Source organism: Stappia sp. WLB 29, assembly GCF_023507705.1.
Classification (GTDB): Bacteria; Pseudomonadota; Alphaproteobacteria; order Rhizobiales; family Stappiaceae; genus Stappia.
The window spans coordinates 115,965-140,048 of the sequence record NZ_JALBGD010000008.1; the positions used below are offsets into that span (position 1 = coordinate 115,965).

Annotated in this window: 23 protein-coding genes; 7 read left to right on the forward strand and 16 right to left on the reverse strand. The window is 68.0% G+C overall.

The annotated features are described in order from the left end of the window. Nucleotides 1-38: 38 nt before the first annotated feature. Nucleotides 39-767: a GntR family transcriptional regulator gene (locus MNI96_RS15760; RefSeq protein WP_249694696.1), complete on the reverse strand. Its 729-nt coding sequence runs from the start codon at nt 765-767 to the stop codon at nt 39-41. 324 nt (nt 768-1,091) lie between these two features. Here MNI96_RS15760 and ehuB point away from each other — a divergent pair, with 324 nt between their 5' ends. The 6 genes from ehuB to MNI96_RS15790 all read left to right on the forward strand — a co-directional run bounded on the left by ehuB (nt 1,092) and on the right by MNI96_RS15790 (nt 6,202). Continuing rightward, nucleotides 1,092-1,943: an ectoine/hydroxyectoine ABC transporter substrate-binding protein EhuB gene (gene ehuB, locus MNI96_RS15765; RefSeq protein ID WP_249694697.1), complete on the forward strand. Its 852-nt coding sequence runs from the start codon at nt 1,092-1,094 to the stop codon at nt 1,941-1,943. Between the two features lie 126 nt (nt 1,944-2,069). Next, a complete protein-coding gene (gene ehuC, locus MNI96_RS15770; RefSeq protein ID WP_249694698.1) occupies nt 2,070-2,735 on the forward strand; it encodes an ectoine/hydroxyectoine ABC transporter permease subunit EhuC in 666 nt (221 codons plus the stop codon). Nucleotides 2,736-2,738: 3 nt separating this feature from the next. Beyond that, nucleotides 2,739-3,407, forward strand: coding sequence for an ectoine/hydroxyectoine ABC transporter permease subunit EhuD (ehuD, locus tag MNI96_RS15775; protein WP_249694699.1), 669 nt, complete (start codon nt 2,739-2,741; stop codon nt 3,405-3,407). Beyond that, on the forward strand, nt 3,407-4,228 hold the full coding sequence (ehuA, locus tag MNI96_RS15780) for an ectoine/hydroxyectoine ABC transporter ATP-binding protein EhuA (RefSeq protein WP_283776521.1): 822 nt from the start codon (nt 3,407-3,409) through the stop codon (nt 4,226-4,228). Before ehuD ends, ehuA begins: the two co-directional genes overlap by 1 nt. Continuing rightward, on the forward strand, nt 4,225-5,220 hold the full coding sequence (eutB, locus tag MNI96_RS15785) for a hydroxyectoine utilization dehydratase EutB (RefSeq protein ID WP_249694700.1): 996 nt from the start codon (nt 4,225-4,227) through the stop codon (nt 5,218-5,220). Before ehuA ends, eutB begins: the two co-directional genes overlap by 4 nt. After that, on the forward strand, nt 5,210-6,202 hold the full coding sequence (locus MNI96_RS15790) for a cyclodeaminase (RefSeq protein ID WP_249694701.1): 993 nt from the start codon (nt 5,210-5,212) through the stop codon (nt 6,200-6,202). Before eutB ends, MNI96_RS15790 begins: the two co-directional genes overlap by 11 nt. 167 nt (nt 6,203-6,369) lie before the next feature. Here MNI96_RS15790 and MNI96_RS15795 read toward each other — a convergent pair whose 3' ends face one another. The 9 genes from MNI96_RS15795 to MNI96_RS15835 form a co-directional block, all read right to left on the reverse strand. Further along, the gene (locus MNI96_RS15795) at nt 6,370-7,503 is read right to left on the reverse strand and encodes a hypothetical protein (protein ID WP_249694702.1); all 1,134 of its coding nucleotides are present in this window, start codon (nt 7,501-7,503) and stop codon (nt 6,370-6,372) included. Nucleotides 7,504-7,770: 267 nt separating this feature from the next. Continuing rightward, nucleotides 7,771-8,691 (reverse strand): SRPBCC family protein, encoded by a 921-nt coding sequence (locus MNI96_RS15800; protein WP_249694703.1) that lies wholly within the window; start codon nt 8,689-8,691, stop codon nt 7,771-7,773. Nucleotides 8,692-8,706: 15 nt separating this feature from the next. After that, nucleotides 8,707-9,573 (reverse strand): phosphoenolpyruvate hydrolase family protein, encoded by an 867-nt coding sequence (locus MNI96_RS15805; RefSeq protein ID WP_249694705.1) that lies wholly within the window; start codon nt 9,571-9,573, stop codon nt 8,707-8,709. After that, nucleotides 9,570-10,769, reverse strand: coding sequence for a Tm-1-like ATP-binding domain-containing protein (locus MNI96_RS15810; protein ID WP_249694707.1), 1,200 nt, complete (start codon nt 10,767-10,769; stop codon nt 9,570-9,572). The genes MNI96_RS15805 and MNI96_RS15810 overlap by 4 nt, the downstream gene beginning before the upstream one ends. A gap of 18 nt (nt 10,770-10,787) precedes the next feature. Then, nucleotides 10,788-11,498: an ABC transporter ATP-binding protein gene (locus tag MNI96_RS15815; RefSeq protein WP_249694709.1), complete on the reverse strand. Its 711-nt coding sequence runs from the start codon at nt 11,496-11,498 to the stop codon at nt 10,788-10,790. Then, nucleotides 11,498-12,298: an ABC transporter ATP-binding protein gene (locus MNI96_RS15820; protein WP_249694711.1), complete on the reverse strand. Its 801-nt coding sequence runs from the start codon at nt 12,296-12,298 to the stop codon at nt 11,498-11,500. Before MNI96_RS15820 ends, MNI96_RS15815 begins: the two co-directional genes overlap by 1 nt. A 76-nt stretch (nt 12,299-12,374) precedes the next feature. Further along, a complete protein-coding gene (locus MNI96_RS15825; RefSeq protein WP_249694713.1) occupies nt 12,375-13,640 on the reverse strand; it encodes an ABC transporter substrate-binding protein in 1,266 nt (421 codons plus the stop codon). Nucleotides 13,641-13,772: 132 nt separating this feature from the next. Then, nucleotides 13,773-14,774: a branched-chain amino acid ABC transporter permease gene (locus tag MNI96_RS15830; protein WP_249694715.1), complete on the reverse strand. Its 1,002-nt coding sequence runs from the start codon at nt 14,772-14,774 to the stop codon at nt 13,773-13,775. Further along, complete coding sequence (locus MNI96_RS15835; protein ID WP_249694716.1) at nt 14,771-15,664, reverse strand: branched-chain amino acid ABC transporter permease; 894 nt, start codon at nt 15,662-15,664, stop codon at nt 14,771-14,773. The genes MNI96_RS15830 and MNI96_RS15835 overlap by 4 nt, the downstream gene beginning before the upstream one ends. A gap of 182 nt (nt 15,665-15,846) precedes the next feature. On the opposite strand from MNI96_RS15835, the gene MNI96_RS15840 reads away from it, so the two are divergent. After that, entirely contained in the window at nt 15,847-16,503 is a 657-nt protein-coding gene (locus MNI96_RS15840) for a phosphoenolpyruvate hydrolase family protein (protein WP_249694718.1), read from the forward strand. Between the two features lie 7 nt (nt 16,504-16,510). On the opposite strand, the gene MNI96_RS15845 is transcribed toward MNI96_RS15840, so the two are convergent. The 6 genes from MNI96_RS15845 to dctP all read right to left on the reverse strand — a co-directional run bounded on the left by MNI96_RS15845 (nt 16,511) and on the right by dctP (nt 23,966). Continuing rightward, nucleotides 16,511-18,256 carry a phosphoenolpyruvate hydrolase family protein gene (locus MNI96_RS15845; RefSeq protein ID WP_249694720.1) on the reverse strand — a complete coding sequence of 582 codons (1,746 nt, stop codon included), beginning with the start codon at nt 18,254-18,256 and terminating at the stop codon, nt 16,511-16,513. A gap of 528 nt (nt 18,257-18,784) precedes the next feature. After that, complete coding sequence (locus MNI96_RS15850) at nt 18,785-19,684, reverse strand: hydroxymethylglutaryl-CoA lyase (protein WP_249694721.1); 900 nt, start codon at nt 19,682-19,684, stop codon at nt 18,785-18,787. Nucleotides 19,685-19,708: 24 nt separating this feature from the next. Further along, on the reverse strand, nt 19,709-20,986 hold the full coding sequence (locus tag MNI96_RS15855; RefSeq protein ID WP_249694723.1) for a hydroxymethylglutaryl-CoA reductase, degradative: 1,278 nt from the start codon (nt 20,984-20,986) through the stop codon (nt 19,709-19,711). Between the two features lie 25 nt (nt 20,987-21,011). Next, nucleotides 21,012-22,325: a TRAP transporter large permease gene (locus tag MNI96_RS15860; protein ID WP_249694725.1), complete on the reverse strand. Its 1,314-nt coding sequence runs from the start codon at nt 22,323-22,325 to the stop codon at nt 21,012-21,014. Continuing rightward, on the reverse strand, nt 22,322-22,837 hold the full coding sequence (locus tag MNI96_RS15865) for a TRAP transporter small permease subunit (protein ID WP_249694727.1): 516 nt from the start codon (nt 22,835-22,837) through the stop codon (nt 22,322-22,324). The genes MNI96_RS15860 and MNI96_RS15865 overlap by 4 nt, the downstream gene beginning before the upstream one ends. A gap of 97 nt (nt 22,838-22,934) precedes the next feature. Further along, complete coding sequence (dctP, locus tag MNI96_RS15870; protein WP_249694729.1) at nt 22,935-23,966, reverse strand: TRAP transporter substrate-binding protein DctP; 1,032 nt, start codon at nt 23,964-23,966, stop codon at nt 22,935-22,937. Between the last annotated feature and the right edge of the window lie 118 nt (nt 23,967-24,084).

Genomic DNA, 24,084 nt, shown 5'->3' on the forward strand with positions numbered 1-24,084 from the left:
AAGGTTGTTCGCCCGCGTGCATCGCCCCGGCTGCGAGGCTAGTCCGCGTCCGCGCCGCCGGGCCCGCCTGCCTTGCTCGCCTTGCGGATGCGGCTGAAGCTCATGGCGATATGCGCGCGCCGCACATGGCCGGCGGCGGCGAGGTCGCCATGCTCCACCGCCTCGGTGATGTCCGTCACCTCGCGCTGGAAGGTGGTGAACTCGGTATGGATCAGCTCTTCGAAATTCTTCAGTCGTGAGGCCGCCTTCAACCAGATCCGCGCCGTCTGGTAATAGAGCCGCTCGCTGATCTCGCGCAGCGGCGCATTGGTCGTCAGAGAGTTGAACAGGTGGAAGAAGTCCATGTTGATCCGCGAGAAGGTGCGCGGATCGCCCTCATGCACCATCTCGTCGCAGCGCGCGCGGATCTCGCGGAAGCGGGCGATCAGCGCCGCGTCCACCGGGGTGGGCGACAACTTGCCGACCAGTTCGGCCAGCTCCACCCGCAGCTCGTAGACCTGCGCCAGCGCGTCGACCTCGATGTCGGTGACGATGGTGCCGACCCCGTGCACCGAGCGCAGCAGCCCCTCCGCCTCCAGCTTCACCAGCACGCGGCGCACCGGCGTGCGCGAGACGCGGAATTCCTCGGCCAGATCCTCCTCGCGCAGCCGGCTGCCGGGCGCATAGTCGAGCAGGCAGATCCGCATTCTCAAGGTCTGGTAGATCCGCTCGAACCGGCCGCGCGCGCCTTCTTCCGCCGGCCGTCCGGCACCCTGGTCCACCGTCATCAGGCCTGTCCGCTCCCGTCGCATCTGTGCGCGCCGCCTGTCCGGCGGGGCCGCGTCTTGTCCGGCATTTCCGCTCTCCCGGCAAGCGTCTTGCCGTCGCGTAGCCTTGCGGGAAAGGCGAGCTTTCCACAATCCGTCCAAAGCCTTGGTTGCGACCCTGGAGGGGGCGTCGTTCCCTGTAATGTGTACATCTGGCGGCGTCCTTGAAAGGATCGCAAGGAAGCCGCTCCGTCATTTATGCAAATTCCGTTGACACAGTCTGACGCAGCATGATGTTGTGCACAACATAAGAAGCAAGAGTTGGTGGAACAGAGGAGCTCAACCATGAAAAACACGATCTTTAAAGGCCTTGCCACGCTTGGCATGGCCGCGCTCGCCTTTGGCTTTGCCGGCAGCGCAAACGCCCAGTCGCTGCTGGAGCGCGCCGAGAAGGGCGAGCCGATCCGCATCGGCTTCGCCAACGAGGTGCCCTTCGCCTATCCGGGCGAGGACGGCAGCCCCAAGGGCTTCGTGAACGCCTATACGATCGGCGTTCTCAAGACGATGGGCTTCGAGAACATCGAGCCGGTGCAGACCGAGTGGGGCGGCCTCATTCCGGGCCTCAACGCCAACCGCTTCGACATCGTCACCGGCGGCATGAACATCCTGGCCAGCCGCTGCGAGAACATCGCCTTCTCCGAGCCGATGGCCAAGGTCGGCGACGGCTTCATCGTCGCTCCGGGCAATCCGAAGAACATCAGCGACTATGCCAGCCTGGTGGAAAGCAATGCGGTGATGGTCACCGGCGCCGGCTATTCCAACATCGAGGCCGCCAAGGCCGCGGGCGTGCCGGAATCCAACATCATGCAGGTGCCCGGACCGACCGAGATCCTGGCCGCCGTGCGTGCGGGCCGCGCCGATGCGGGCGCCGGCACCTACTTCACCATGAAGCAGCTCGCCGACAGCTCGAACGGCGCCGTCGAGGCGTCCGATCCGAACGCCATGCCGGAAGACTCCTTCAACTGGGCCGGCATCGGCTTCCGCAAGGCCGACCAGGCCTTCCTCGACAAGTTCAACGAGGCTCAGGCCAAGTATCTCGGCTCGGAAGAGATGCTCGCCGCCGTCGCCGAATATGGCTATGGCGAGGGCTCGCTGCCCGGCGATCGGACCACCGAGTGGGTCTGCGCCAACCGCTGACATGACGACGACGGCGTGCGGCGGGCCGGCTCTGCCAGCCTTCCGCCCCGTCTCCCGCATCCGGGCAGGGGATCCTGCCCGGGCTTTGCGGCCTTGAACAAGGTCTGACAGCAAGGGCTGGGCGGCATGTCCTATTTCGAATTCCTCGGCCAATACGGCGACCGGATCGCCAGCGGCACGCTCATCACCATGGCGCTGACGGTCCTGTCGGCGCTGCTGGCGGTGGCGATCGCCGTGGCCGCGGGCCTGATGCGCATGGCGCCCAACATGGCGGTGCGCGGCTTCGCCACCGTCTATATCGAGATCTTTCGCGGCACGTCGCTGCTCGTCCAGCTCTACTGGATCTTCTTCGTGCTGCCGCTCTTCGGCATCACGCTGGAAAAGTTCACGGCCGGCTTCGTGGCCGTGGGCATGAACCTCGGCGCCTACGGCGCGGAGCTGGTGCGCGGCGCCATTCTCTCCGTGCCCAAGGGGCAGTGGGAAGCGGCGCTGGCGCTCAACATGTCGCCGGCCAAGCGGATGATCCGGGTGATCCTGCCGCAGGCCGTGCTGATCATGCTGCCCTCCTGGGGCAACCTCCTGATCGAGCTGCTGAAGGGCACCGCGCTGGTCGCGCTGATCTCCGTCGCCGACCTGATGTTCCAGGTGAAGCAGATCAACGGCACCACCTTCATGTCGGCCGAGAGCTTCGGCACCGCGCTCATCATCTACTACGTGTTGGCCCGCTTCATGATCACCCCGTTCATGCGCTGGCTGGAGCGGGTCATGATGCGCAAGATGGGGAGGGCCTGAGCCATGTTCGACTGGCGCTGGGACTTCACCTTCGAGATCCTGCCCCGGCTGATCGTCGCCACCGGCAACACGCTGCTGGCCGCCGGCCTCGGCTATGCCATCGCGGTCGTGCTCGGCCTCGTCTTCGCGCTGGCGCAGCGCACGCCGTTCCGTCCGCTCACCATGGTGGTGCGCGAGGCGGTGGAGTTCATCCGCTCCACGCCGCTCGTGCTGCAGATTTTCTTCGTCTTCTATGTCGGCCCGCAATTCGGCATCCGCCTGTCGCCCTGGACGGCCGGCATGATCGCCATCGGCCTGCACTATGCCGCCTACCTCTCCGAGGTCTATCGCGGCGGCCTGGAAAGCGTGCCGAAGGGCCAGTGGGAGGCGGCCAAGTCGCTCAACCTGTCGACGGCGCGCACCTACTTCCGCGTCATTCTTCCCCAGGCGCTGCCGCCCTCGCTCGCCGGCATGGGCAACTATCTCGTCGGCATCTTCAAGGACACGCCGATGCTGTCGGTGATCGGCGTCGCGGAGCTTATGCACACGGCCAACGCCATCGGCTCGGAGACCTACCGCTTCCTTGAGCCGTTCACGCTGGTCGGCATCATCTTCCTCTGCATTTCGCTGCCAACGGCGGCCTTGATCCGGGTCTTCGAGACCTGGGTGCGCCGCAAACTCGGATTGGGCTGATGGACACCACAGACGTTTCCGCCTTTCCCTTGAGGCTCGAGGGGGACGCGATCCCGATGGTCAGCTTCAAGAAGGTCACCAAGTCCTACGGCAACCTGGTGGTGCTGGACTCGCTCGACCTCGACGTCGCCGAAGGCGAGATGGTGACCGTCATCGGTCCCTCCGGCTCGGGAAAGACCACCGTGCTGCGCATGCTGATGACGCTGGAGACCATCAACGGCGGCGTCATCTATGTCGACGGCGAGCCGCTGACGCACATGGAGCGCGACGGCAAGCTGGTGCGCGCCGACAGCCGCCACTTGCGCAAGATGCGCTCGAAGATCGGCATGTGCTTCCAGCACTTCAACCTGTTCCCGCACATGACGGCGCTGGAAAACTGCATGGAAGGTCCCGTGCATGTGCTCGGCATGTCGAAGAAGGAGGCGCGCGAGCGCTCGGAGGAGCTGCTGGCGATGGTCGGCATGGCCGAGAAGCGCGACCAGCACCCCTCGCGCCTGTCCGGCGGCCAGCAGCAGCGCGTGGCCATCGCCCGCGCGCTCGCCATGCGGCCCAAGGTGATGCTGTTCGACGAGGTCACCTCGGCCCTCGATCCGGAGGTGATCGGCGAGGTGACCAACGTCATCCGCCGGCTGGTCGCCGAGCACAATCTCACCATGCTGATGGTCACGCACCAGATGGGCTTCGCCAAGGACATTTCCGACCGCATCTGCTTCTTCTACAGCGGTCGGATCGAGGAGCAGGGCTCGCCGGAAGAACTGTTCGGCAATCCGCAGAAGGAGCGCACGCAGCAGTTCCTCAGCGCGGTCAAGGAGGCGAGTTGAGCATCCAGCTTGCCGACATTCTCGCCGCGCGGCGCACCATTGCCGGTGTCGCCGCGCGCACCCCGATGGTGCCCTCGCTCGCCGTGGACGGGGAGCTCCTGCTGAAGCTGGAGACGGCCCAGCCCATCGGCGCATTCAAGCTGCGCGGCGCATTGAACGCCGTCGCCGCCGTGCCGGCGGGCGCGCCCGGCGTCACCTGCTGCTCCACCGGCAATCACGGCCGCGGCGTCGCCTTCGCCGCGCGCGCCGCCGGCCTTCGCGCCGTCGTGTGCATGTCCGAACTGGTGCCCGGCGCCAAGGTCGAGGGCATCCGTGCGCTGGGGGCGGAAGTCCATATCGCCGGCCGCAGCCAGGACGATGCCCAGGGCGAAAGCCTGCGGCTGGTGCGCGAGGAGGGGCTCATTGAGATCCCGCCCTTCGACGATCCGCTGGTGATCGCCGGCCAGGGCACCATCGGCCTCGAAATGCTGGAGGACCGCCCCGACCTTGCGGCGATCCTGGTGCCGCTGTCCGGCGGCGGGCTTGCCGCCGGCGTTGCGCTTGCCGCAAAGGCGATCAAGCCGTCGATCCGCCTCATCGGCGTTACCATGGACCGCGGCGCGGCGATGCACGCTTCCATCCGCGCCGGCCGTCCGGTCGAGGTGGTGGAGGTGGCGAGCCTTGCCGATTCCCTCGGCGGCGGCATCGGGCTGGAGAACCGGCTGACCTTCGCCATGTGCCGGGATCTGCTGGACGACTGCATCCTCGTCACCGAGGACGAGATCTACGACGCCATGCAGGCGCTCTACTACGAGGACCGGATGGTGGCCGAGGGCGCCAGCGTCGTCGGCATCGCCGCGATGCGCTCGGGCCGCCTCCCGCCCGTTTCCGGACCGCTCGCCACCATCCTGACGGGCCGCAATGTCGACATGACCACCTTCACCGAGATCGTCGCCGGGCGCGGCGTCCGCCTCGGCGAGGTGGAACTGAAAGGGCGCAGCTATGGCGCATGAAGTGACCGTCCTGACCGCCGGCGAGCTGCGCGGGCTGGTGCAGCTGGATCTTGCCGCCGTCGATGTGGTCGAGCGGGCCTTCGCCGCGCTCGCTTCCGGCACGGTGGTGATGCCGCCGATCCTGTCGATGGCGATCCCCGAGGCCAATGGCGAGGTCGACGTCAAGACCGCCTATATCCCCGGCTTCGACGGTTTCGCGATCAAGGTCAGCCCCGGCTTCTTCGACAATCCGAAGCTCGGCCTGCCGAGCCTCAACGGGCTGATGATCCTGTTTTCCGCCAAGACCGGCCTTGTCGAGGCCCTGCTGCTCGACAACGGCTACCTGACGGATGTGCGCACGGCCGCCGCCGGTGCCGTCGCCGCGCGCCATCTTGCGCCCTCGAAGGTCGAGACGGCGACCGTCATCGGCACCGGCATCCAGGCGCGGCTGCAGATCGAGGCGGCCCATCTGGTGCGCCCGTTCTCCCGCGTTCTCGTCTGGGGCCGCGACATGGCCAAGGCGGAAGCCTGCGCCGCCGACATCGCCGAGCGGCTGAAGATTACCGCCGAGGCCGTCGCGGACCCGGCCCAGGCCGTGGCGCAGAGCCAGCTCGTCGTCACCACCACCCCGGCCGAGCACCCGGTCTTCAAGGCCGAATGGCTGCATCCCGGCCTCCACATCACGGCGATGGGCTCGGACCAGGCCGGCAAGAACGAGATCGACCCGGCAGCGCTCGCCACCGCCGATCTCTATGTCTGCGACCGGGTCAGCCAGTGCGAGGCCCTCGGCGAGCTGCGCAGCGCCATTGCTGCGGGCCTGTGGCAAGGCGGCACGCCGCCGGAGCTCGGCGAGATCGTCACAGGCCGCCATCCGGGCCGCCGCTCGGACGACGAGATCACCCTCTGCGATCTCACCGGCACGGGCGCGCAGGACACCGCGATCGCCACCTCGACCATCGCTGCCGCCCGCAAGGCCGGCGCCGGCTCGACGATCCTGACCTAGGTCGTGGACTCATAATTGTGCTGGAAACGGCGCCCTTCGGGTATGCCGGAACCCGCCGGCAACAGCGTCGCAAGCCCTTGAAAACCTGATGGTTTCCTGCGGCCTTGCTCCTTGTATCCGATCGGGTTCGGGCATACCGTTTCTCGCCAGAATTATGAGTTCACGACCTAGCCGGCTGCGGTGGAAGTGGCAGCCGCCGGCCGCAGCAGCTCGGCCAGCACCAGCGCGCTCGCCACCACCACCAGGATCGGCGTCGCTCCGAAGGCGGCGGGCAGTAGGTAGAACGAGCCGACCAGCGCCGCACCGAGCAGCAGCGCCATCTGCAACCCGGCAATGGTTGCGACCGGCATGGTCTCCAGTCCCCGGGCGGCGTCCGCCGGGCGCACGGGCACGCGCAGATAGGCCTTGAGGAACAGCGGCACCAGCAGCGCGGTCAGCACGAAATGCGCCGCGTGGAGCGGCCAGCCCATGGCGCCGACCTCGTCCGGCAGCACCGACCACACCAGCAGGACCAGATAGTTCGCTGCGGTGCTTGCCAGCACCGGCGGCCACAGCAGCAGGGTCAGCCAGGCGGACGGTGCCGCGCCGGTCTGTCGCGCCGTCGTCTGCAAGCCTCTGGCGACGGTGATCGCCGCAGCCGTTGCCACCGCGACGAAGGCGAGGGGGACCAGCAGGTCCATCGGCAGGCCGGACTGCAGGAACATGCCGGAGCGGTACTGCGCGAAGGCCATCTCGAGTTCCGACGGCAGGCTGGCGATCATGGGAAAGACCATCAGCAGCAGGATGCCCTGTCCGGCCCCCGGCAGGCGGAGGCGTCCGGCCAGCCAGATCAGCACCGCGGTCGCGCCGCAATAGGCGGCAAGGCTGGCGACCAGTCCGCCGGTGGACAGGTCCCGCAGCAACCGGCCTGCCTGCATGGCCTGCAGCGCGCCGGCGCCCTGCGCCAGCGTCATCAGCAGGGCAATCAGGCCGGTGATGGCGACCAGCACCTGCGCGTTGCGGGCCGAGGCCGCCTGCCAGCGCGCCAGCGGCGGGATCAGCAGGCGGGCGATCTCCACATGGACGATGGCCACCAGCAGCGGCCCGGTCCACAGGGCGAAGATCGAGGCCGTCCGGATCGAGCCGCCGCCCATGAAGCCGTCGTGGTAGTCGAGCCGCTGCGCATCCACCCCGGGAATCGGGATCCACAGTCCCATCAGATAGATGGCCAGCGCGGCGGCAAGCGGCCACAGCACCGGCCAGAGCGTCCGGGAAGGCGCGGTGGCGGACGGGGAGGGCGGGGCAGACGAGATCTCGCTCATCGTGATCCTGTGTGCGGACGGGGCCTTTGCGAAGTGCTTGCGCCCGTTCTCGGGCACAATCCTAGTGTGGTGAATTTGAAATACGCCTCATTTTGCGGCAACCGTCGGAGCGTATTTCAAATTCGAAAACCACACTAGAAACATAAACATGCTAGTCACCCTTTTGAATCTGAAGTTCGTACAGAGCTTGCTGCCAAATGTGACGAACTTCAGATTCGGGTGACTAGCGGTCCGCTTGCCGCACCTGCAAGGGGTGCGAGTGCGCTCTCAGCCTGCCCCGCCTCCCAGTTGCGCCTCCAGCGTGTCGAACGCCTTCTGGAAGACGTTGCCGTGCACGTTCGGGATCAGTTCCAGATCGTCCTGCGGCGAGGCGGTCCAGTCGGCGGTCCACACCGCGAAGGTGTGGTCCCGGTCGGTGACCGGATAGAGCCGCGCGCCGGCATGGTAGTTCAGCCAGGGCATCGGGCTTTTCAGGATGCGGTAGCGGAAGGCCCGCTCCGTGTCGGACAGATAGGTCAGCTGCTCCCACAAGGCGCCTTCGCCGAACAGGAAGTCGCGCACGCCCGACACCTTGTCGGAGCGGGCGCCCTCCAGCATGTGCATCTTGGTGATGTCCTCGTGCCAGCCGCCCATGCCGGCAAAGTCCCGCATCTTCGCCCAGACCCGGTCGACCGGCGCGGTGATGGTGCTGGAGGTGAACACCTTGGCCGGCCGCAGGCCCTGCCAGCGCTCGGCGCCGTCCGGCGCGCTCGCCCCCGAAAGCTTCTTGGCAAGCGCGGCAAGGCCGGCGGCGAAGACGTCGCGCGAGACGATCTCGGCGAAGCGCCCCGCATCCTCCGGCTTTTCGTCGAAGGTTGCCCACCACTGGACATAGGTGCGCTCGCCCTTCGTCTCGGGGATCAGCTCCATGCCGGCGACATAGTTCTCCACCGGAAAGGCCGGCGTCTCAAAATTGTAGGTGAAGCTGTAGCGGCTGTCGTCGAGCGACAGCAGCCGCTCGCGCACGAAGGTGCCGTCGGAAAGCGTGAAGGCGCGCACGCAGCCGACCACGTCGGCGGCGAGCCCGTCCTCGATGGCGCTTTCGCGCACGCCCGGGTTCCAGTCCGGCAAGCCGTTGAAGTCGCGCACGCATGCCCAGACCGTCTCCACCGGCGCATCGATCATGGTGCTTGCGAAAGCCCTGGCCATGGATGGTCCTCCCAATCAGAAGTTGAGTTGCTTGAAGCGCCGGGTCTGGTCGATCAGTGCCGATTCCGCCGGCAACCGCTCCATCGAGCTGGCGCCGTAGAAGCCGTTGCAGCCCGGCGTGTTGCGCAGCACGTATTCGGCGTCCTCCGGGTTGGCGATCGGCCCGCCATGGCACATCACCAGGATGTCCGGACGCACGCTGCGCGCCGCCTGCGCCCAGGCGCCGATGTCGCGCACGCAGTCCTCCAGGGTGCGCGCGGTCTCCGCGCCGATCGAGCCGCCGGTGGTCAGGCCCATATGGGCGACCAGGATGTCGGCGCCGGCCTCGGCCATCGCGATGGCTTCTTCCGAGGAGAAGACATAGGGCGTCGTCAGCAGGTCCTTTTCGGCGGCCAGCCGGATCATCTCCACCTCGTGGTGGAAGCCCATGCCGGTCTCCTCCAGGTTCTGGCGGAACATCCCGTCGATCAGCCCGACGGTCGGGAAGTTCTGCACCCCGGCGAAACCGAGCGCCTTCAGCCGGTCGAGGTGGTCGTGCATGATCACGAAGGGATCGGTGCCGTTGACGCCGGCCAGCACCGGCGTGTGGTCGACCACCGGCAGCACCTCGCGCGCCATGTCGAGCACGATCTCGTTGGCATTGCCGTAGGCCAGCACGCCGGCCAGCGAGCCGCGCCCGGCCATGCGATAGCGGCCGGAATTGTAGATGACGATCAGGTCGATGCCGCCGGCCTCTTCGCATTTCGCCGAAAGGCCGGTGCCGGCGCCGCCGCCGATGATCGGGACCCGGCGCCGGGCCATGTCCTGGAACCGGTCCAGAAGCTCGCGGCGCGTCGGCCGGGCGGGGCGCGGGGAGGTCTTGGGGGTGGGTGCTTCGTTCATGACGCGATCTTTCGGAATTCGGCGACCGCCGCATCGGCGAAGGCCGGATCGTTGATGTTGAAGGGCAGTTCGATCAACTGGCGCTTGGGGGTGGCGATGAAGGTGTCCCGGATGGCGGCGAACAGCGCCGCATCGGCCTCCGGGTCGTGGAAGGGCATGCCGGGCGCGTCGATGGCCGAGACGCCGCCGAGCGGCAGCAGGAAGCGCACCTCGCCCTCGCAGCGGTTCAGCCGTTCGGCAATCCACCGGCCGATGGCCGCGTTCTCCTGCGCCGTGGTGCGCATCAACGTCACCTGCGGATTGTGGACATAGAGGTTGCGGTCCCGGTACTTCTCCGGAACCGTTTCCAGCGCGCCGAAATTCACCATGTCCACCGCCCCGACCGAGCCGACATAGGGCAGGCGGGTGCGCGCCACCGCGCCGAAGCGGTCCTGCGTGCAGGGAAACACCCCGCCCATCAAAAGGTCGGGAACCTCGGTCGTGGTGGTGTCGATCATCCCTGCGAGCAGGCCGGACTCCGCCAGCTTCTCCATCGACTGGCCGCCGGTGCCGGTGGCGTGGAAGACGTAGCACTCGTAGGTGTCGTCCAGTCGCTGGCGCAGCTGGTCGACGCAGGTCGTGGTGACGCCGAACATGGTCATGCCGACGCCCGGCCGGTCGCCGCTCGCCTTCGGCGCCTGCCACTGCGCCATGCCGGCGGCGGCATGGGCGGCATTGGCGATGATCTGCCGGCTGATGGCGTTGAGCCCGGCGACATCGGTGACCGAATACATCATGGCGATGTCGGTCGGTCCGACATAGGGCGCCACATTGCCGGAGGCGACGGTGGAGACCATCAGCTTGGGCACGCCGACCGGCAGCGCCCGCATCGCCTGCGTCACCAGCGCCGTGTTGCCCGACCCGCCGAGGCCGAGCACCGCGCCGATGTCCTGCCGGGCGGTGAGCCAGACCGTCAGCGCCTCGGCCATCGCGCCGACGGCCGCGCCCCGGTCGGTGCCGCCGAGCACGGCATCCGCCCCGCCCGGATGCTGCGCGGCGACCTCGCGGGCGGGCACGTCGGCCACGTCCGTCTCGCCGCGGGTTCCCACGTCCACCAGCACCGCATCGACACCGGCGGCCCGGATCAGCGACCGCGCATAGGCCAGCTCCTCCGCCTTGGTGTCGCAGGTGCCGACAACATAGACCGTCCTGCCCATCAAGCTGCCTCCCGCTTCTCAGTGTCCATGGCTGACGCCGAGATAGCGGCGCTGGGCGTCGCGGTCGGCCTCCAGGTCTCGCGCGGGCATGGTCGTGGCGATCCGGCCGGTGACCATGATCGCGACCTGGTCGGAGACCGAGGTCGCAACCCGCATGTTCTGTTCCACCAGCAGCACGCCCATGCCTTCCGCGGCGATGGCGCGCAGCGTCTCGATCAGGTGGTCGACGATCACCGGCGCCAGCCCTTCGGAGGGCTCGTCCATGATGACGATGCGCGGGTTCATCAGGAGCGCCCGCGAGATCGCCAGCATCTGCTGCTCGCCGCCCGAAAGCTGGTTGCCGCCGTTGCGGCGCCGTTCGGCAAGGCGCGGGAAGGTCTCGTAGACCCGCTCCACCGTCCAGGCGCCCCTGGTCCGCCCGGCCACCAGCAAGAGGTGCTCGTGCACCGAAAGGGAAGGGAACATCCGCCGCCCCTGCGGCACCAGGGCGATCCCGCCGCGCGCCACCCGGCTGGGGCCGAGGCCCAGCAGCGGCCGCCCGTCCAGCGTCACCGAGCCTTTCTTTGCGGCCACCATGCCCATGATCGCGTGGCACAGGGTCGACTTGCCCATGCCGTTGCGCCCGACCAGCGACAGCGGCGCCCGGTCGAGCGACAGCGTCACGCCCTGCAGGATCACCGCCTGGCCGAAATTCACATGCAGGTCGTCGATCTCCAGACGGCCGCCCATCAGTGTTCGCCTCCAAGATAGATCGCCTGCACCAGCGGATCGTCGGCGATGCGGTCGGGCGTGCTTTCCACCACCACCTCGCCGTCCTTCATCACCGTGACCTTGTCCGAGTTGGGCAGGGCGACATCCATGTCGTGCTCGATCAGGATCAGGGTCAGTTCGCGCGGCAGGTCGCGGATCAACTTGACCAGCTCCGGCCGCTCTGCCGCCGAAAGGCCCGCCGCCGGCTCGTCCAGCATCAGGAGCCGCGGATCGGAGGCGAGCGCCATGCCCACCTCCACCTGCCGGCGCTGGCCGTGCGAGATGGAATCGATGCGCGCCCCGGCGATGGTGTCGACGCGCACCTGCTCGGCCAGGCGCCGGGCCTTGGCCAGCGCCGGGTCGCCATGCCCCGCCTTCCATAGCGACAGGCGCCCGGGCATCGCCCCGCGCACGGCGAGATAGAGGTTCTCCAGCACGCTCAGCCCGGTGAACAGCAGCGAGCTCTGGTACGTGCGGCCGATGCCCAGCCGCGCGCGCCTGTGCGGCTGCAGGTGGGTGATGTCCTCGCCGAACAGCAGGATGCGCCCGGCGGTCGGCGGATGGTCGCCGCAGATCGTGTTGAACAGCGTGGTCTTGCCGGCCCCGTTGGGGCCGAGGATCGCGCGCCTCTCGCCCGGCGCGATGGTGATCGACACATTGCTGACGGCCTTGAGCGCGCCGAAGCTGCGGGCGACGTTTTCCGTCACCAGGGCAGGGGTCGCGGCATCCGTCGGCGCCGCCGCCTCCGTCCGGCCCTTGCGTGTCGTCGTGTCCAGCATCTGGTGTCTTTGCCTGTTGGTCTCGAAAGGGAGCCTCCTCCCGCAGCAGGCGGGAGGAGGCAGCTCGGGAGGGGCCTCAGTTGGCCGGCGGGCAGTCCGGATTGTCGCGCGAGGGTGCGCCGAGCGCCAGGAACGCCTCCCGGTCCATGCCCATCGTCTGGGTCACGCCCTCGGTCTTGCCGAAGGCCTCAGTCCGCAGCGTGCCGCCGTCGTCGACGATCCGGGTCAGGAAGATGTCGGAGATCGCCTGCCGGTTCTCGTCGAGCCGGACATTCGCCCCCATCGGGTTCTTGAACTCGACCTTGGCCAGCGCCTCCTGGAAGGCCTTCTGGCCGTCCGACAGGTCGCCGTCCACCTCGTCCAGCGCCAGCAGCACCGCCTTGGTGTTGGTGTAGTAGTTGAAGGCATGGATCGAGGGCGAGTCGAAGCCGTCGGGGAAGCGCTCGCGATAGGCGGCGACCCATTCGACCCACATCGGATCCTCGTTGAGATCGGCGATCGGGCCGGCCGCCAGCATGCCCTCCATCAGCCGCTGGTGCGGGCCGCGGGCGCTGAGCAGCGTCTGGTCGGCGGTGATCGAGCCGCCGATGATCGGCAGGTCGCCGCCGGCCTCGGCGTACTGCGTCAGGAAGGCGAGGGCGTCGGTGCCGCCCTGGATCAGCACGATGGCGCCGGCATCGCTCGGGATGTTGGCGATGATCGAGCCGAAGTCGGTGGTGTTGAGCGGCGACCACAGCTTGGTCACCGCGCCGCCCGCCTCGCAATATTCGAGCATGAAGCCCATCGCCTGCGCATAGGGGAAGGCGTAGTCGGCGGCGACCAGCGCGACGTGTTCGACCTTCATGTCGTTGTAGACGTGGTTGCCGAGGCCGGCCATCCACTGGGTGCCTTCCGTGCTGAAGCGGAAGAAGTTCGGCGACGCATCGCGCAAGGTCGTGTCGGCGGCGCCCGACGAGCCGTTGACGATGGTCTTGCCCTCCAGCGTGCGCGAGTAGTCGCGCAGCGCGATGCCTTCCGCGCCCGACAGCGGGCCGACGATGATGTCGACATTGTCCTGCTCGATCAGCTTGCGGGCGCGGGCCAGCGCCACGTCGGCCTGGGCGTTGGAGGATTCGCGGATCCACTCGATCTTCTTGCCGTCGATCGTGTAGTCGACCTCCTCCAGCGCCATTTCCATGGCGCGGTAGGCGTCCTGGCCGCCGGTGGCGAAGGGGCCCTCCAGCGTGGTGATCGAGCCGAGCCTGATGACGTCCTGCGCGGCGGCGGCACCGATCCCCGCCAGTGCGAACAGGCCGGCGGCCAGCGCCGTCGCGGTCTTCAGTGCCAGTTTCTTCCTGAGCATGGTCTTCTCCCCTTGTGGTATTTCCGGCTTGGTCTTCTCGGCCGTTTCTCCTCCGCGGCCGGGCTCCGGTGGTGCCGGCCTTGCGGCCGGTGTCTGCCTGCGGCGCCGGAGCCGGGCTGCCGCAGGAATTCCTCAGTGCGGCGTGCCGCCGTCTCCCGCGTCCTTGCGCTTGCCCCGGCCGGCCAGGCGCTTGCCGAGCCCCAGCACGCCGTCGGGCGAGGCCACGACGATGCCGAGGAAGACGAGGCCGATCAGCGTGTTGAAGCGGTCGCGGTCGTAGATCGTGGCGGCGAACGTATCGATCAGCGTGAAGATCACCGCGCCGATGAACGCCCCGACCGGATGCCCCAGCCCGCCGATGACCGACATCACCAGTACGTTGACCGTCGCCGTCATGCCGATGGAGCCGGGCGTGATGCCGATATTGTAGAAGGTGATCAGCACGCCGCCGCAGCCGGCGATGAAGCCCGCCATGGCGAAGGCGGCGATCCGGTGGACGGCGACGTCGAAGCCGAGCGCCGCCACCCGGCGCGGGTTGTCGCGGATGCCCTGCAGCACCAGGCCGAACGGCGTGCGCACCACATAGAGCACCATGAGATAGAGCAGCGCGGCGAGCGTCAGCGACACGTAATAGAACACCGTATGGGCGCGGAACGGCTGGCCGAAGAGCTCCGGCCCGACGACATTGCGGATGCCCTCGTAGCCGTTGAACCAGTCGATGTTGGACTGGGCGAACAGGCTGAAGCCGACCGCCAGCGCCAGGGTGATCATCAGCAGGTAGATGTCGCGGGTGCGGATCGCGATCAGCCCGACCACGGCGCCGGCGAGGGTCGCGGCCAGCACGGCCAGCGGCATGGCGAGCCAGTAGCTGACGGCGCTCTGGCTGGCCGGGATCGCCGTCGGCGCCAGGATCGCCACCGTGTAGCCGGCGATGCCGGCGAGCATCGTCTGGGCCAGCGAGATGAAGCCGCCATAGCTCGCCAGGAAGGTGATCGACAGCGCCACGATGCCGTAGATCAGCGAGCGGCCGAGAATGCCGCTCAGCCAGAAGTCGGGCAGCAGCAGCGGCATCGAGACGAGAATCGCCAGCACCAGCGCGGTGAGGGTCCAGTGGCTGCGGGACATCAGGCTCATCGGCCGGTCCTCCCGAGCAGGCCCTGCGGGCGGACCGCCAGCACGGCGACCATGATCGCGAAGGTCAGGATGACCGAATAGGTCGGAAACAGCGCCTGGCCCCATTGCTCGGCGACGCCGATCAGGATCGCGCCGATGGCCGTGCCGCCGATGGAACCCATGCCGCCGACGATCACCACGACCAGCGAGGTCAGCAGGAACTTGACGTCGACCCCGAGCGCGACCGGCTGGGCGGTGGCGCCGATGACGCCGCCGAGGCCCGCGAGCCCCGCGCCGAGCGCGAAGGTCGCCACCGCGATCAGCGGCACGTTGACGCCGCAGGCGGCCAGCATCTGCCGGTCGTCGACGCCGGCCCGCACCATGATGCCGAGCCGCGTCTTGTTGAGCAGCAGCCACAGCCCGACGCCGACGGCCAGCGCAAGGCCGATCTGGAACAGGCGGAAGGTCGAGTAGCGGCCGATCACCGGCACCGGCGTCGGGCCGAACAGCGCGTCGGGCGCGAAGAACTGGAACGGATTGCCGCCGAAATGCGCCAGCAACTGGTCGGCTATGATGATCGACAGGCCGATGGTCACCAGCGCCTGCCGCAGTTCCTGTCCCTGCATCCAGCCGAGGAACACGACCTGCATGACGACGCCGGCCACCGCTGCGGCGGCGACGCCGGCCAGCAGCCCGGCATACCAGGCATAGCCGGCCGTGGCGTTGGAGGCGTAGAGGCTGTCGAAGACGGCGAACCCGACATAGGCGCCGATCATGTAGAGCGAGCCATGCGCCATGTTTACCGTGCGCATCAGGCCGAATATCAGAGAGAAACCGCTGGCGACGATGAAGTAGAGAGCGGCCAGCGTCAGGCCGTTCAACGTCACCGTGATCATGAACTGAAGCGACAAAAATCCCTCCCGCGCGAAAGATCGTCGATCTTCCGCCCAAAGTTTTTGTTTCTTGTGAGGGAAAGTTCCGGCTCCTCCCAAAACCTCCCGTTCTGCCGAGGATATTTACAAGAGAGGAAGATCCGTGCCAGAAGCATATTTCGATGATTTTGGGTAAGAATGGGTAAGATGGGTCAGCGATCATGCCGTTGAAACTGCCGATCCTGGCCCGCCCGCCGGCCGGGGCGTTAGAGGGAGACGTCCTGCTCGCGCCCTTCATGGACGAGGTCGCGCCGGCCCATCGCGAGCTTGCCGGCGTCCTGCCGGTGGGCGACGTCAATGCCGCCATGCTGGAGGTGCTGCGGCCAGGGGCCCCGGCGCCTCGGGGCGGGCGGACGATTGCCGGCCTGATGCTGGTCGATCCGTTCCTGCGCCTGCGCGACATGACGCTGGCACTGTCCGCCGCCGGTGTCACCGCGGTCGCCAACTATCCGACGGTACAGCTCATCGACGGCGAGACGGCGCGCGTCTTCGACAGCGCCGGGGCGGGCGTCGCGCGCGAGATCGCGGTGCTGGCCGCCTTCGCCGAGGCCGGCTTCGAGACCGTCGCCTTCGCCGCCTCGCTCGACAGCGCCCGCGCCATGCTGCGCCACGGCCCTTCGCGGCTGGTGCTGCATCCGGGTCTCGCGCTTGCCGACTGGCGCGAGCGGGCCGCCTCCAGCCTTGCCATCGCCCACATGATCCCGACCTTGCGCGACCAGTGCGACACGCCGCTTCTGGTCTATCGCCCGCATGGCTTCGGCAACGAGCTCGACCAGGCGGAGGCGCTGGCCGACGGGCTTGCCTGGAACGCCGACTGAGCGGTTCTCAATCCAGCAGGCCGGCGCGTCGCATCTTGTTGTAGAGCGTCTTGCGCGAGATGCCGAGAAAGGTCGCCGTCTCGCCGCGGCGGAAGCGGTGGCGGCGCAGCGCGTCGAGGATCCAGTCCTTTTCGGCGAGCGGCGTCGTCGCGCCTTGCGCCCCGTCCGAGGCCTCGATCACCGCCCGCAAGACCTGCGAGCCGATCACCCGTCCCTCGTTCATCACCGCCGCCTGTTCGACGACGCGGCGCAGTTCCCGCGTGTTCTCCTGCCAGTCGTGGGCGAAGAGCACCCGGTAGCCGTCGGCCGAAATCTCCAGCGGCCCGAGCTGCCGCGCCTCGCCGATGGCCTCCAGATAGGCGCGCGCATGGGCGGGAATGTCCTCGGGCCGGTCGCGCAGCGGCTGAACGTCGATGCGCCCCGGCTGCAGCCGCGCGGCGAGGGCCTCCGCCAGCCGGCCGTCCGCGAGATCCTCAGGCGCCGCGATCAGCACCAGCCGGCCTTGCGGTGTATGGCTGCGGGTGCCGCCGACGCGCTCGGTCTCGCCGCGCTCCAGCCAGGACAGGATGTGCTGCTGGGCCGCCTCGTCCAGCGCGCCGGCATTCTCCACCACCACCGTCGCCTCGCGCGCGTCGAGCGCGCCGTTGCGGCGCACCCGGCCGAAATCCGCCTCCGCGCCGAACAGCATCTCGGCCGGCGGCACCTCGCGGTCGGCGCCGTTCAGCACGCTCAAGCCGCCCTTGCGATTGGCCAGCGCATGCAGGCTGCGGGCGAGGGTGGTGCGCCCCAGGCCCTTTTCGCCGACGATCAGGATCGGCAGGTTGGTGCCGGCGAGCTTCACCACCTGCTCCAGCAGCCGGGCGACGGCCTTCGACTGGCCGGCAATCCCGGTCAGCCGTGCCGCGCGCATCGTCTCGCGCGACTGCGCCGCATCCGCCTGCTGCAGCACGCTGAAGGCCTTGAACGCCGAGGTCTTCTGCATCACCGAGATTTCCAGCGGCATGCGGTCGAGCGTCGAGCCGCCGACATAGCCGTCGGCGCGCGCGTCCCGGCACACCCGGTACATGTCGTCCGGGCTGACGATCGGCCCGCCCTCGACCACGCAGATCGTCTGCGGGCTCTCCTGCCGCACCTCGGAAAAGATGCGCCGGGCCCGGTCGGCCGCCTCCTCCAGCGTGAAGGCCTGCGCCAGCGCCCGCGTGCCGCCGGCGTTCCAGCCGAAATTCAGGCACAGGATGTCGACGCCGGTCTGCAGCAGCTGCTGGATCTCCTTGCGGCTCTTGGCATAGCCGAAGGTCGCGAGGCCTTGGTGCTTCGCTTCCCTGAGCAGTTCGACCTCGCGCGCGTAGCCCAGGCCCGCTTCCTCCAGCGCCCGCCGGAAGCGCCCGTCGTAATGGATGCTGGTCGGGAAATTGGCGATGCCGTGATAGCCGGCGGCGGCGAGCTCTGCGACGAAGGCACGCAGGTCGAGCCTCGGGTCGAAGGCGGAGGCACCGAAGAACACCGGCACGCCGACCCGGTCGAGGATCTCTCGCCGGGCGAAATGGTCGGTGAAGCGGTTGGCATTGTCCAGCGGCAGCATGGCGGCGATGGAGGTCGCGCCCATCACCCGGTAACGGCCGGCATTCAGCGCCAGCAGGAAGTCCGCACCGCCCCGCTCGGCCGCCTCGGCGGTCATGCCGACGCCGATGGCCGCCCCCACCAGGGGCTCGACGCTGCCTTTCGAGCGCAGCTGCTCATGCCAGGAAAACATGCCGCCGGACCGGATCGATGGATGAACGCAGGATCGTCGTGCAAACGGTAGGGGCGAACGCGCCGGCACACAAGCCGCGCGGCGCCCGCCATCTGCGCCTGCGCGGGCCGGCCGCCGGCCAGCCTCGCCGGCCTCGTGGCCAGCGAGCGGCGCTGCCGGCGGCGACCATGGAGGCCGCACACGCCGTCAGGTCCGGGGATATCTTCAAACGGGCGCGGGGATATCGGGAAACGCCGGGCGGGGACAAGTCGGCACGGCGCCCGGGTATATCTCGAGAGTCTCGCCGCGCGCGGGGCGGTGCCGGGCGAATCCCTCGGCCGGAGGCCGCCAGATGGGGAGTGGGCGGGGACAAGTGCCCGCGCGCCGTCCCGTTCCGCCGGTCTTTTCGCCAGCGCCGACCCGCTGTCTCCACCGCCTCGGCGATTGCCGATTTCGAGACGAGATTCCCAATTTCGAGCGATTTCGAGACAGGATTTTGCAAAATCCGTCTCAATTTTCGAGACGGCCGTTACACCGGTTTTCGGCGCCTCAGACGCCGCTGCCGCGCAGCGCCTTGTAGACCCGGCTGGTCGGGCGGATGCCCATCTCGTGCTCGATGAAGGCGACCGCGTCGAGCAGCGGTTCCATCGAGATTTCGCAGTCGTAACAATCGCCTAGGAGCAGGTAGAGCACGTCCTCGGTCGCAACGTTTCCGGCCGCTCCCGGCGCGAAGGGGCAGCCGCCGAGCCCGCCGGCCGCCGCATCGACGGTCCGAATTCCGAGCCGCAGGGCCTCGGCGACATTGGCGATGCCCATACCGTAGGTGTCGTGAAAATGCGCGGCGAGCTCTGCGACAGGAACGTGTTCGGCCACCGCCTCGACGACCGCGGCGATGCGCGCCGGCGTCGCCTTGCCCAGCGTCTCGCCGAGCGAAATCTCGCCGCAGCCCATGTCCTTCAGCGCCCGCGACACCTCCGCCACCGCCGCCGGGACGACCCGCCCCGCATAGGGGCAGTCGGTGATCGTCGAGACGTAGCCGCGCACGAAAAGCCCGGAATTCCTCGCCTTTTCGACGAGCGGGCGGAAGCGGGCGAGCGACTCGGCAACGGTGCAGCCGATGTTCTTTTCCGCAAACGCGTCGCTTGCGGCGGTGAACACGGCGACCGAGCGGGCGCCGTGCTCGATCGCCTGGTCGAGGCCGCGTTCGTTGGCGACCAGCACCATGTCGCCGTCCCGCTCGCGCGAGCCGGTCGCGGCCATCACCTCGGCGGTGTCGGCCATCCGCGGCACGGCCTTGGGCGAGACGAACGAGCCGACCTCGATGCGCCTTGCGCCGGCCCGGCGCAGATGCTCGACGAGGCCGATGCGCGCCGCCGTCGCGATGGGCTCCTTGCGGGCCTGCAGCCCGTCGCGCGGGCCGACTTCGACGATCTGAACGCGCTCGCCCATTTTGCTCTCCTTGCCCCGCGCGGCTTACTTGCCGGCGCGAAGCCGCGCCAGGATCTCCTCGGCGACGTCCTGGCGAACCTTGCCGAGCGCCTTGAGTTCGCTCGCCACCTGGTCGATCTCGTCCCCGACCGCGCCCACCAGCAGGGCAACGTTCTGGGCGTGCAGCGCCATGTGGCCCTTCTGGATGCCGGTGGTCGCCAGCGCCCGCATCGCGGCGAAGTTCTGGGCGAGGCCGATGGAGACGATGATCCGCGCCAGCTGGTCGGCGGTCTCGACGCCCAGCAGCTTGAGGCAGGCCTGCGCAGTCGGATGGATCTTGGTGGCGCCGCCGATCAGGCCGACGGCCATCGGCATTTCCAGGATGCCGACCAGATTGCCGTCCGCGTCCTCCTCCCAGCGCGACATCGAGCCGTAATGGCCGTTGCGCGCGACGAAGGAATGGGCGCCGGCCTCGATGGCGCGGGTGTCGTTGCCGGTGGCCAGCACTACCGCACTGACGCCGTTCATGATTCCCTTGTTGTGGGTCGCGGCGCGGTAGGGGTCCGCATCGGCGAAATGGTAGGCCGAGATCATGTCGTCGCGGACCTGTTCGCCGCCGATCTCCTCCAGCGGCCACACGGCGCGGGCGCGCACCACGCGGCGGTCGGCCAGATTGGTCAGGATCCGCAGCAGGCTGCGGGCGCCGGTCCACTCCACCAGCCGCGGCGCCAGCGCCTCGGCCATGCTGTTGACCGCGTTGGCGCCCATCGCGTCGCGCGTGTCGACGATGATGTGGACGATGGTCATCGGCCCTTCGGCCGTCTCGATCACCCGCACCTCGATGTCGCGGAAACCGCCGCCGAACTTGACCAGCAGCGGGTCGGTCTCGTTGCAGATGGTCCGGATCTCGTCCAGCCGCTCATAGACCTTGAGGCGCACCTGCTCGGGGTCGCTGGCACCCAGCAGCTGGATCTGCGCGGCCATCACCGGGCCGGACGAGGAGGTGAAGAAACCGCCCGTCGGCCGGCAGCGCTTGGCCGCGTTGCACACGGCGGCGATCACGGAGGACTCCTCCGTCGCCATCGGCACCAGCACTTCGCGGCCGTCGACGATCATGTTGGTCGCGACGCCGATGGGAATGGCGATGCTGGAGATCGCGTTCTCCACCAGCCGGTCGGCGAGCTCGATCCGCCCTTCCGCCGCCTGGGCGAGGCTGGCGATCGCCTCGTTGCCGAGACCCGCCTTGGCGGCGACCGCCTGCAGGCGCTCAGTCGGCGTCATCTTGTGAAGACCTTCGATACGGGAGGATCGAGCGTCGCTCATGGTCAGTCCTGTCCTGGGTGAGTTCTTACTGGATCATGGATCGCGGCAGCCACAGCACCAGTTCGGGGAACATGGCGCAGATCAGGATGCCGAGGGCCTGGAGGAGCATGAAAGGGATGATGGCGCGGTAGACCGTACCCATGCCGATGCCGGCGGGCAGCACCCCCTTCATGTAGAAAAGCGTGTAGCCGAAGGGCGGCGAGATATAGGCCATCTGCGCCGACACGAGAAACAGGATGCCGAACCACAGCCGGTCGAAATCGAGAAAGTCGATGACCGGCAGGAACACGGGCACGCACAGCAGGATGATGCCGATCTCGTCCAGGAACATGCCCAGGAAGAACAGGATCGCCAGCATCACCACCAGCACCACCCAGCGATTGGCGTCGAGGTCCTGGATGAAGCCGAGCAGGAAGTCGGCCCCGCCCGTGCCGGTGAAGATCGCCACGAAGGCGCGCGCGCCGATGGTGATCCACAGGATCATCGTCGTCACCTTGACCACGTCGAGGGCGACGCCGGTCAGCAGCTCGCCGTTGAAGCGCCGCTCGATCAGCGCGGAGACGAAGGCGAGCGCGACGCCGACGGCGGCGGCCTCGGTCGGGGTGGCGATGCCCATGTAGATCGTGCCGAGCACGCCGACGATGATCAGCATCGGCAGGATCAGCGACTTCAGCGCGCCGATCCGCATGGCCCAGGTGATGTCGTCGCCGTCGGTCTGGCGCGGGGCGATCGACGGGTTCAGCGCCGAGCGCAGCACGATGTAGCCGATATAGAGCGAGGCCAGCAGCAGGCCCGGCACCACGCCGGCAATGAACATCTGGCCGATGGAGGCCTGCGCCGTCACCGCGTAGACGATGGTGATCACCGACGGCGGGATCAGGATGCCGAGCGTGCCGCCGGCGCAGATCGTGCCGATGGCCAGTTCCGGCTGGTAGCCGCGCTTCAGCATCGACGGCAGGGCCAGCATGCCCATGGCCGCGACGGCCGCGCCGACGATGCCGGTCATCGCGGCGATGATCGTGCAGATGGCGACGGTGCCGACGGCAAGGCCGCCCGGCAGGCGCCGCGACCAGATCTCCATCGCCTTGTAGAGGCTTTCGATCACGCCGGAGCGCTGCAGCACGCTGGCCATCATCACGTAGAGCGGGATCGCCAGCAGCGATTCCGACCGCATCGTGTCGTAGAGGTTCAGCACCGTCACGGTAAGGGCCGAGGGGCCCCACAGGACGACCGTAAAGAACAGCGCCAGCGAGCCGAGAACGAAGGCGAGCGGCAGGCCGGTGAGCAACAGGCCGACCAGGCCGCTGAACATCACCAGGAGGACGAGTTCGGAGCTCACGGGCGGGCCTCCTTGGCGGTGGCCGCGGGCGGCGGCGTGCGCAGCGCCATGGCCGCTTCCACGAGCGCCTGGGCGAACAGCATCAGGAAGGCGAAGGGCACGATGAACTTGATCCACCAGATCGGCGGGTTCCAGGCGGAGAAGCTGGTCTCGCCGAGCTGGAAGGCGTTGAGCGCCAGCGGCCAGCTCACCCAGCCGAGGACGGCGGCGAAGACGGCGATCACCAGAAAGCCGAAGATTTCAAGAGCCTGTCGGGTGCGCGGGGAGGCGTGCTCGGAGACGATGTCGACGGCGACATGCCCGCGCAGGTGCAACAGGTATGGTCCGGCCAGCATGAAATGCGGCCCGAACAGGAGCGTGCTCGCCTCCATCGCCCAGACGGTCGGGGCGTTGAAGGCGTAGCGGGCCACCACCTCGTAGAGCAGCATCGGCACCACGGCGAAGATCGCGAGTGCGGCAATGCCGAAGAGGATCCGGTTGAGCCCGGTGACGACGTTGAAGAGTAGGTTCATGGAGAAAGCCTGCTGTCGGTGACCGTCTGCTGTGGGTCAGGCAGGACGCAGCAAACGGCGGGCGACGCAAGCGCGCCGCCCGCCGGGGAGGAAGGGCTCAGAGAAGCCCCAGAGACTGCATGAAGGCGGTCTGGCTCTCGACGATTCGGGTGGCGAGCGCGTCACCCTTGGTCGCCTTGTTCCACGACTCCACGGCCTTGCTGCGCGCTTCGGCGATGTCGGCCGGGTCGAGCTGGATGATCTCGACGCCTTGCTCGCGATACTTGTCGAGGACGATGGTGTCCTGGACGATGATGCGCTGGCGCAGCGAGCCGGAGATCTCGCGGGCCGCGACCGCCAGGGCCGCCTTGAACGAGGCCGGCAGCGCGTCGTAGGCGGCCGTGTTGGCCACGTAGCTGGTAGCGGTGGTCGGCTGGTGCACGCCGGGCAGGATGATGAACTTGGCCACTTCGCCGAGACCCGCCTCGAAGTTGGCGGTCAGGTCGCCGCGGTCGGCAAAGTCGATCAGGCCCTTCTCCAGGCCCGAATAGACGTCGGCGGTCGCCATCGGCGTCACGGCAACGCCGAGGTCGCCCATCACGGCGGAGGCAAGGCCGACGAAACGGCCCTTCTTGCCGGCCATGTCGGCAATGCTCTCGATCTTGACGGTCGAGTGCATCGGCTCCTCGCCGTAGACGGTCGGGGCGATGTAGAACAGGCCCGCCTTGCCATAGGCTTCGCGCGCCATGTCGAGACCGCCGAGCTCGTAGAACCACGCCTCGTACTGGTCCGGGTTCGGGAAGCCGAACGGAATGGTGGAGGTGAAGGCGAAGGACGGAATCTTGCCGGCCTCGTAACCGTCGAAGGTCTTCATCATCTGGAAGGCGCCGCTGCGCACGGCGTCGAACGCCTGTGCCGCCGGGACGAGCTGGCCGGCCGAAAACAGCTTGATGTCGAACTTGCCGTCGGTCAGCTCCGCAACGCGGGCGACGAAGGCCTTCTCGAACTCGAACGGCGTGGTGCCGCCGTCCCACAGCGCCTGCATGCGCCACTCGACGGCTTCCTGCGCGCGGGCGACCGCGGGCATGGCAAGCACGCCGCCGCCAATGGCGGAAGCGGCCAGGAAACGGCGTCTGGAAACATCCTTCATGTGCATCCTCCCGGATAGTCGGTTTGTTATATCTCCAAACTGTCCTAAGAATGACTGGGACAATCAAGGGACAGTTCCTGTCAATTTTGCGATGACTGTCCCAGTAAATCGACTGGGA

Excerpts from the sequence above, each read along its gene's own strand:
- ehuC (WP_249694698.1), top strand. The coding sequence starts at position 2,070 with ATGTCCTATTTCGAATTCCTCGGCCAATACGGCGACCGGATCGCCAGC.
- ehuB (WP_249694697.1), top strand. The coding sequence starts at position 1,092 with ATGAAAAACACGATCTTTAAAGGCCTTGCCACGCTTGGCATGGCCGCG.
- MNI96_RS15790 (WP_249694701.1), top strand. The coding sequence starts at position 5,210 with ATGGCGCATGAAGTGACCGTCCTGACCGCCGGCGAGCTGCGCGGGCTG.
- MNI96_RS15830 (WP_249694715.1), bottom strand. The coding sequence starts at position 14,774 with ATGAGCCTGATGTCCCGCAGCCACTGGACCCTCACCGCGCTGGTGCTG.
- MNI96_RS15855 (WP_249694723.1), bottom strand. The coding sequence starts at position 20,986 with ATGAGCGACGCTCGATCCTCCCGTATCGAAGGTCTTCACAAGATGACG.
- MNI96_RS15825 (WP_249694713.1), bottom strand. The coding sequence starts at position 13,640 with ATGCTCAGGAAGAAACTGGCACTGAAGACCGCGACGGCGCTGGCCGCC.
- MNI96_RS15805 (WP_249694705.1), bottom strand. The coding sequence starts at position 9,573 with ATGAACGAAGCACCCACCCCCAAGACCTCCCCGCGCCCCGCCCGGCCG.
- MNI96_RS15840 (WP_249694718.1), top strand. The coding sequence starts at position 15,847 with ATGCCGTTGAAACTGCCGATCCTGGCCCGCCCGCCGGCCGGGGCGTTA.
- ehuD (WP_249694699.1), top strand. The coding sequence starts at position 2,739 with ATGTTCGACTGGCGCTGGGACTTCACCTTCGAGATCCTGCCCCGGCTG.
- MNI96_RS15820 (WP_249694711.1), bottom strand. The coding sequence starts at position 12,298 with ATGCTGGACACGACGACACGCAAGGGCCGGACGGAGGCGGCGGCGCCG.
- MNI96_RS15800 (WP_249694703.1), bottom strand. The coding sequence starts at position 8,691 with ATGGCCAGGGCTTTCGCAAGCACCATGATCGATGCGCCGGTGGAGACG.
- MNI96_RS15845 (WP_249694720.1), bottom strand. The coding sequence starts at position 18,256 with ATGTTTTCCTGGCATGAGCAGCTGCGCTCGAAAGGCAGCGTCGAGCCC.
- ehuA (WP_283776521.1), top strand. The coding sequence starts at position 3,407 with ATGGACACCACAGACGTTTCCGCCTTTCCCTTGAGGCTCGAGGGGGAC.
- dctP (WP_249694729.1), bottom strand. The coding sequence starts at position 23,966 with ATGAAGGATGTTTCCAGACGCCGTTTCCTGGCCGCTTCCGCCATTGGC.
- MNI96_RS15815 (WP_249694709.1), bottom strand. The coding sequence starts at position 11,498 with ATGGGCGGCCGTCTGGAGATCGACGACCTGCATGTGAATTTCGGCCAG.
- MNI96_RS15810 (WP_249694707.1), bottom strand. The coding sequence starts at position 10,769 with ATGGGCAGGACGGTCTATGTTGTCGGCACCTGCGACACCAAGGCGGAG.
- MNI96_RS15795 (WP_249694702.1), bottom strand. The coding sequence starts at position 7,503 with ATGAGCGAGATCTCGTCTGCCCCGCCCTCCCCGTCCGCCACCGCGCCT.
- MNI96_RS15865 (WP_249694727.1), bottom strand. The coding sequence starts at position 22,837 with ATGAACCTACTCTTCAACGTCGTCACCGGGCTCAACCGGATCCTCTTC.
- MNI96_RS15760 (WP_249694696.1), bottom strand. The coding sequence starts at position 767 with ATGACGGTGGACCAGGGTGCCGGACGGCCGGCGGAAGAAGGCGCGCGC.
- MNI96_RS15850 (WP_249694721.1), bottom strand. The coding sequence starts at position 19,684 with ATGGGCGAGCGCGTTCAGATCGTCGAAGTCGGCCCGCGCGACGGGCTG.